General features: G+C 37.0%; 4 protein-coding genes. 3 read left to right on the forward strand and 1 reads right to left on the reverse strand.

All coding sequences use genetic code 11. The features are described from left to right. Positions 1 to 123: 123 nt before the first annotated feature. Together V7659_RS24855 and V7659_RS24860 are read left to right on the forward strand one after the other, a co-directional pair. On the forward strand, positions 124 to 1104 hold the full coding sequence (locus V7659_RS24855) for a glutaminase (protein ID WP_335542797.1): 981 nt from the start codon (positions 124 to 126) through the stop codon (positions 1102 to 1104). 109 nt (positions 1105 to 1213) lie between these two features. Further along, positions 1214 to 2647, forward strand: a complete 1434-nt coding sequence (locus tag V7659_RS24860) for an alanine/glycine:cation symporter family protein (RefSeq protein WP_335542795.1) — start codon at positions 1214 to 1216, stop codon at positions 2645 to 2647. Positions 2648 to 2929: 282 nt separating this feature from the next. Here the strand turns inward: V7659_RS24860 and V7659_RS24865 are convergent, their stop codons facing one another. Then, entirely contained in the window at positions 2930 to 3088 is a 159-nt protein-coding gene (locus tag V7659_RS24865) for a hypothetical protein (RefSeq protein WP_186328661.1), read from the reverse strand. Between the two features lie 472 nt (positions 3089 to 3560). Here V7659_RS24865 and V7659_RS24870 point away from each other — a divergent pair, with 472 nt between their 5' ends. After that, a complete protein-coding gene (locus V7659_RS24870) occupies positions 3561 to 5135 on the forward strand; it encodes a spore germination protein (protein ID WP_335542796.1) in 1575 nt (524 codons plus the stop codon). Positions 5136 to 5205 lie beyond the last annotated feature (70 nt).

A 5205-nucleotide genomic window follows, 5' to 3' on the forward strand; every position in this document is an offset into this window, starting at 1 on the left:
GCTTAAAGGTATTCAATTTTCATGTCTTTATACCAGTCTATTATTATTTTTTCTGCAGAAGGTATTAAAGGCAGGAAGTTTTCATTCAAAAAATTAGAGAGGTGGAAGGATATGGCTGAAGGGATGATTAAAGACCAAAACGATAAGCTTTATAGCCAAAGGAATGCTTTCTTAGATGAATGGGTTGCACATTATAGATCCTTTGCTACTAAAGGGCAAACCGCCAATTATATTCCTGCTTTAAGAACGAAAAACGTATCGCATTTAGGCATTTGCATCATAAGACCGGATGGAACAGCAATAAAGTCAGGGGATTATGAAGTATCTTTCACATTGCAAAGTATATCAAAAGTGCTTAGCTTTATAGCCGCATGCTTGAGCTGTGGAATTTCTTATGTGTTAGAGAGAGTTGATGTAGAACCAACTGGGGATGCCTTTAATTCCATTATTCGTTTAGAAATGCATAAGACGGGAAAGCCGTTTAACCCAATGATTAATGCTGGGGCGATTACCATAGCTTCACTACTGCCAGGAGAAACTTCAAACAAAAAATTAGAAGTTCTTTATCAATTAATCGAAAAACTGATAGGAAAACGTCCGGCTATTAATGAGGAAGTGTATCAATCTGAGTGGAAAACATCTTACCGAAATAGAGCTTTAGCTTACTATTTAAAGGAAACGGATTATTTAGAATCGGATGTAGAGGCAGCTTTAGAGGTTTACATGAAACAATGTTCAATAGAAGTAACCACAGAAGACATAGCCTTGATTGGACTGATTCTTGCAAATGATGGATATCATCCTATTCGTCAAGAACAGGTCCTGCCCAAAAAAGTAGCTAAATTAGCCAAAGCCTTAATGCTTACTTGCGGAATGTACAATGCTTCGGGTAAATTTGCGGCATTTGTCGGGTTGCCAGCAAAAAGTGGTGTATCTGGGGGCATAATGGCACTAGTTCCTCCAAACGTCAGAAGCGAACTGCCTTTTCAAGATGGATGCGGTATTGGTATATATGGACCAGCTATTGATGAATATGGGAATAGCCTAACAGGGGTTATGCTATTAAAACATTTAGTACAAGAATGGGATCTAAGTATTTTCTAATAAGCATATGCAGAAACTTTGCTTCTGCCAAGTAATAAAAGGAAGACACTAAGTCGCTAGATCTTTATTTTTTATATCAAACTACTAAACTTTTACTGGAGTGATGCACATGCAACAATTACTACATGCCATTATTAGCTTTTCAAATGATTTTCTATGGTCAAAGTTATTGATTATTATGTTAGTTATATTCGGTCTTTATTTCACATTTAAATCGAAATTTGTACAGTTTCGAATGTTGAAGGAAATGGTCCGTGTTTTAATGGAAGGGAGAACTGGTTCTAAAGACAGCATTTCGCCATTTCAAGCGTTCTGTATTGGGATGGCTGCACGCGTTGGAACAGGTAATATTACAGGAATTGCGATTGCGATTGCATTAGGCGGTCCTGGAGCGGTATTTTGGATGTGGATTATTTCTATTATTAGCTCAGCATCCAGCTTTATTGAAAGTACGTTAGCACAAGTATATAAAGTAAAAGATAAAGACGGTTTCCGCGGCGGCCCATCCTATTATATGGAAAAAGGATTACACAAACGTTGGATGGGAGTATTATTCTCCATTTTAATTACGCTTTCTTTCGGTCTTGTATTTAATTCTGTACAATCAAATACCGTTACAATTGCTTTTGAGAACGCATTTGGTACAGATCGTTTAACTGTAGGGATTATCATGGCAATTGCTTTCGCTGCGATTATCTTTGGCGGTTTGAAGAGTATTGCAAAACTAGCTGAATACAAAGTTATGCTTTTAGCTATGTTATACATTGGTGTTGCATTATTTGTCATAGCTACGAACATAACAAAAATGCCGGAAATACTTTCTCTTATTGTTAAAAACGCGTTTGGCTTTGAACAAGTGGCAGGCGGTTCACTCGGCGCTGCGCTCATGAATGGAGTTAAACGAGGCTTATTCTCGAATGAAGCTGGTATGGGGAGTGCGCCAAACGTTGCCGCAACAGCAACAACAAGTCATCCGGTGAAACAAGGACTTATTCAAGCATTTGGCGTATTAACGGATACACTGATCATCTGTACAAGCACAGCATTTATTATTTTACTTTCTGATGCTTACAAACAACCCGGGCTAAATGGTATTGCACTTACACAAGCAGCATTAAGTGAACATATCGGTTCATGGGCATCAGGCTGTCTTGCCATCTTTATTTTATTATTTGGATTCGGTGCGTTAATTGGTAACTATTATTATGGGGAAACAAATATTCGCTTTTTACATACAAGTAAAGCATGGTTGATGCTTTACCGAATAAGCGTATTCGCCATGATTATATTCGGTTCAGTTGCAAAGATTCAACTTGTATGGGATTTAGCTGATTTATTTATGGGCTTCATGGTGATTGTAAACCTAATTGCCATTCTTCTATTATCAAAAGTGGCATTTAGTGCATTAAACGATTACATTAAACAGAAAAAGGATGGTAAAGATCCGGTATTTTATAAAGATACTATTAAGAATCATGAGAACATTGAATGTTGGGAACTCTCTCAAGTTGATTCAACCTTAGAAGAGGAAAAGGCCATATAATCATAAGACGTTTAAACACATTATGGTCTGAATATCTATAGATTTTTTCTGGTAGAATCCTGCATATCTATCTAAAACAAATCCACTACTTTGACATTCAAGTAGTGGATTTCATTTATTTTAGTAAGCCTATCTAATTGTTGGTTTATTTTTATGACACCTAAAGCAGAGAACATCTTTTTCTTATTCCTATCTAAATTAAATAAGGAAAATGGACGAATCAAAAAGTATAAAAACTTTGAATTTCGTCCCATTTTCCTTCTAGTTATCATGATAAGGTTCTTAAAAAGTAGCTGAAGCAAAACAATGATCATTAAAATAAATAATCTCGGAAAGAATCTTGCATCCTTTAATATTCTTGAAAGCTTCCCTTGCTTCTTTTTCTGTATCAAATTCGAACATCGACGTATTTTCGTTTGAATAGAGAGTGATTACCCACATTAAAAATTCCCCCAATAAAAGATTACTGTTCCTCTTTTCTCATTGACTGATAGATAATTTCTAATACTGTAGCTTTAATTTATAATAGGACCTACACAATCATACAGAAGAATACAAAACAACTTAAAAGTTTCAAAACATATTAGTGTTATATTAGTCATTAACAAAATCCAATGATCATCGTCTTTCAATGAAGAATGGTCAAAACAAAATTAAGACTCGATACATAAATTCTCTATATAAGGTAATATTACTAGTCGAGGAATGATTTTTTATAAATGACAACATTCTACAGAAGATGCTCCTTATGTCAGCTGCAGGCATGGGATATTTATTAGGTGATAAATATGTGGATAACGATCGCTTCCTATCTTCCAGACTGGTATGTTTTTATGCAAGCTTTTATTGCGTTTTTCATCCCCTATTCTATCTCGAAATTTTTTAGTTGGATCATTACATTAGAGGAAGAGTGATGAGAATCTGGAAATCAAAGATCAGAAAAATAAGAAACCATACAAATGAAAGTGAAAAAAAGGAAGATTATAAGCATTATAAATATCCAACAGGTCATTTTACGGGCGATTTTACCTTGGATTTGGAACTTATCAGGCAAGAAATCATTCTTAACTCGGATGTGCACGTTCGGGAGTTTAGTATCGGGCGTACAGGCATTCGGTCGGCCATCATTTTTGTAGAAGGACTGTCCGATAAAGATCTCATCGACAAACATATTATGAAATCATTGATGGTTGATTTTTTCAACGAATTTAAACTGGAACCCCCTTATGTAAAAGGAACCATTTCAAAAGAGTTTATTAAAAATCAAATTCTTTCTATTAGTGAAATAAAAGAAGTCAATCATATTAAAGAGTTGATAGCAAAAATATTGACAGGTATGACAGCCCTTTTGATTGATGGACTATCAGATGCGTTCATTCTTGGTACAACCAAAGCAAACAAACGGAATATTGAAGAGCCGGTAGCAGCAGCACTGGTCAGAGGTCCACGAGTTGGTTTTACTGAAATTTTATCCGATAATACCGCCCTTTTGCGACGCCATGGTGAAAACGTGAACTTAACATTAATAAAATTCCAAATAGGAAAACGGGCAAAAAAAGAATTGGCCATTGCCTATATGAATGAGATTGCTAACCCGGAATTAGTAGAAGAAGTAAAGAAAAGAATTCAGAAGATCGATATGGATCATGTACCGGAATCAGGCTATGTAGAGCAACTGATCGAAGATAATTACCTTAGTCCCTTTCCGCAAGTACAAAGTACAGAGCGTCCTGACCGTGTAATCAGCGCATTGATGGAAGGACGAGTGGCAATCTTGTTAGATGGAACACCTTTCGCTTTGATCGCACCGGTTACGTTTAGCATGTTATTGCAATCGCCGGAAGATTATTATGAACGATGGATTCCCGGCTCCCTCATCCGTCTTTTACGTTTTGGAGCAGCCCTTGTTACGTTGTTTGCACCTTCACTTTATATTTCTTTTATCTCTTTTCATCAGGGATTGATCCCAAGCAAGTTAGCCATTTCAATTACAGGAACTAGGGAAGGTGTTCCTTTCCCCTCACTAATAGAAGCACTGCTTATGGAAATAGCCCTCGAAATTTTACGGGAAGCTGGGCTGCGCTTACCTAAACCCATTGGCCCAGCGATGGGGATTGTTGGCGGACTAATCATCGGTGAAGCAGCCGTCCAAGCAGGGATTGTTAGTAATATTATGGTTATTGTAGTAGCAATAACCGCCATTTCTTCCTTTGCCATTCCGAGTTATAGTGCAGGGATCCCCTTGCGTATTCTTCGCTTTGTAGCCATGTTTGCTGCTGCATTGTTTGGATTGTACGGAGTTATTCTGTTTTTCCTCTTGCTTTGCAGTCATTTGGTGAAACTGAAGAGTTTTGGCGTACCTTATACCAGTCCTGCTGTACCTTATCGATTAAGTGACTTGAAAGATTTTATGATCCGCATGCCTATTCAGATGATGAAACGTCGTCCGAAGATGATGCATACGAAAGATCAATTTCGTAAAGGATAGCCTACTTCGAAGGAAGTGAACCCAAGATGATTCTTAGTCCCAAAGCCCGAATAACCACTCACCAAGCAGC

The organism is Neobacillus drentensis (assembly GCF_036966985.1).
Lineage (GTDB): Bacteria > Bacillota > Bacilli > Bacillales > Cytobacillaceae > Neobacillus > Neobacillus drentensis_E.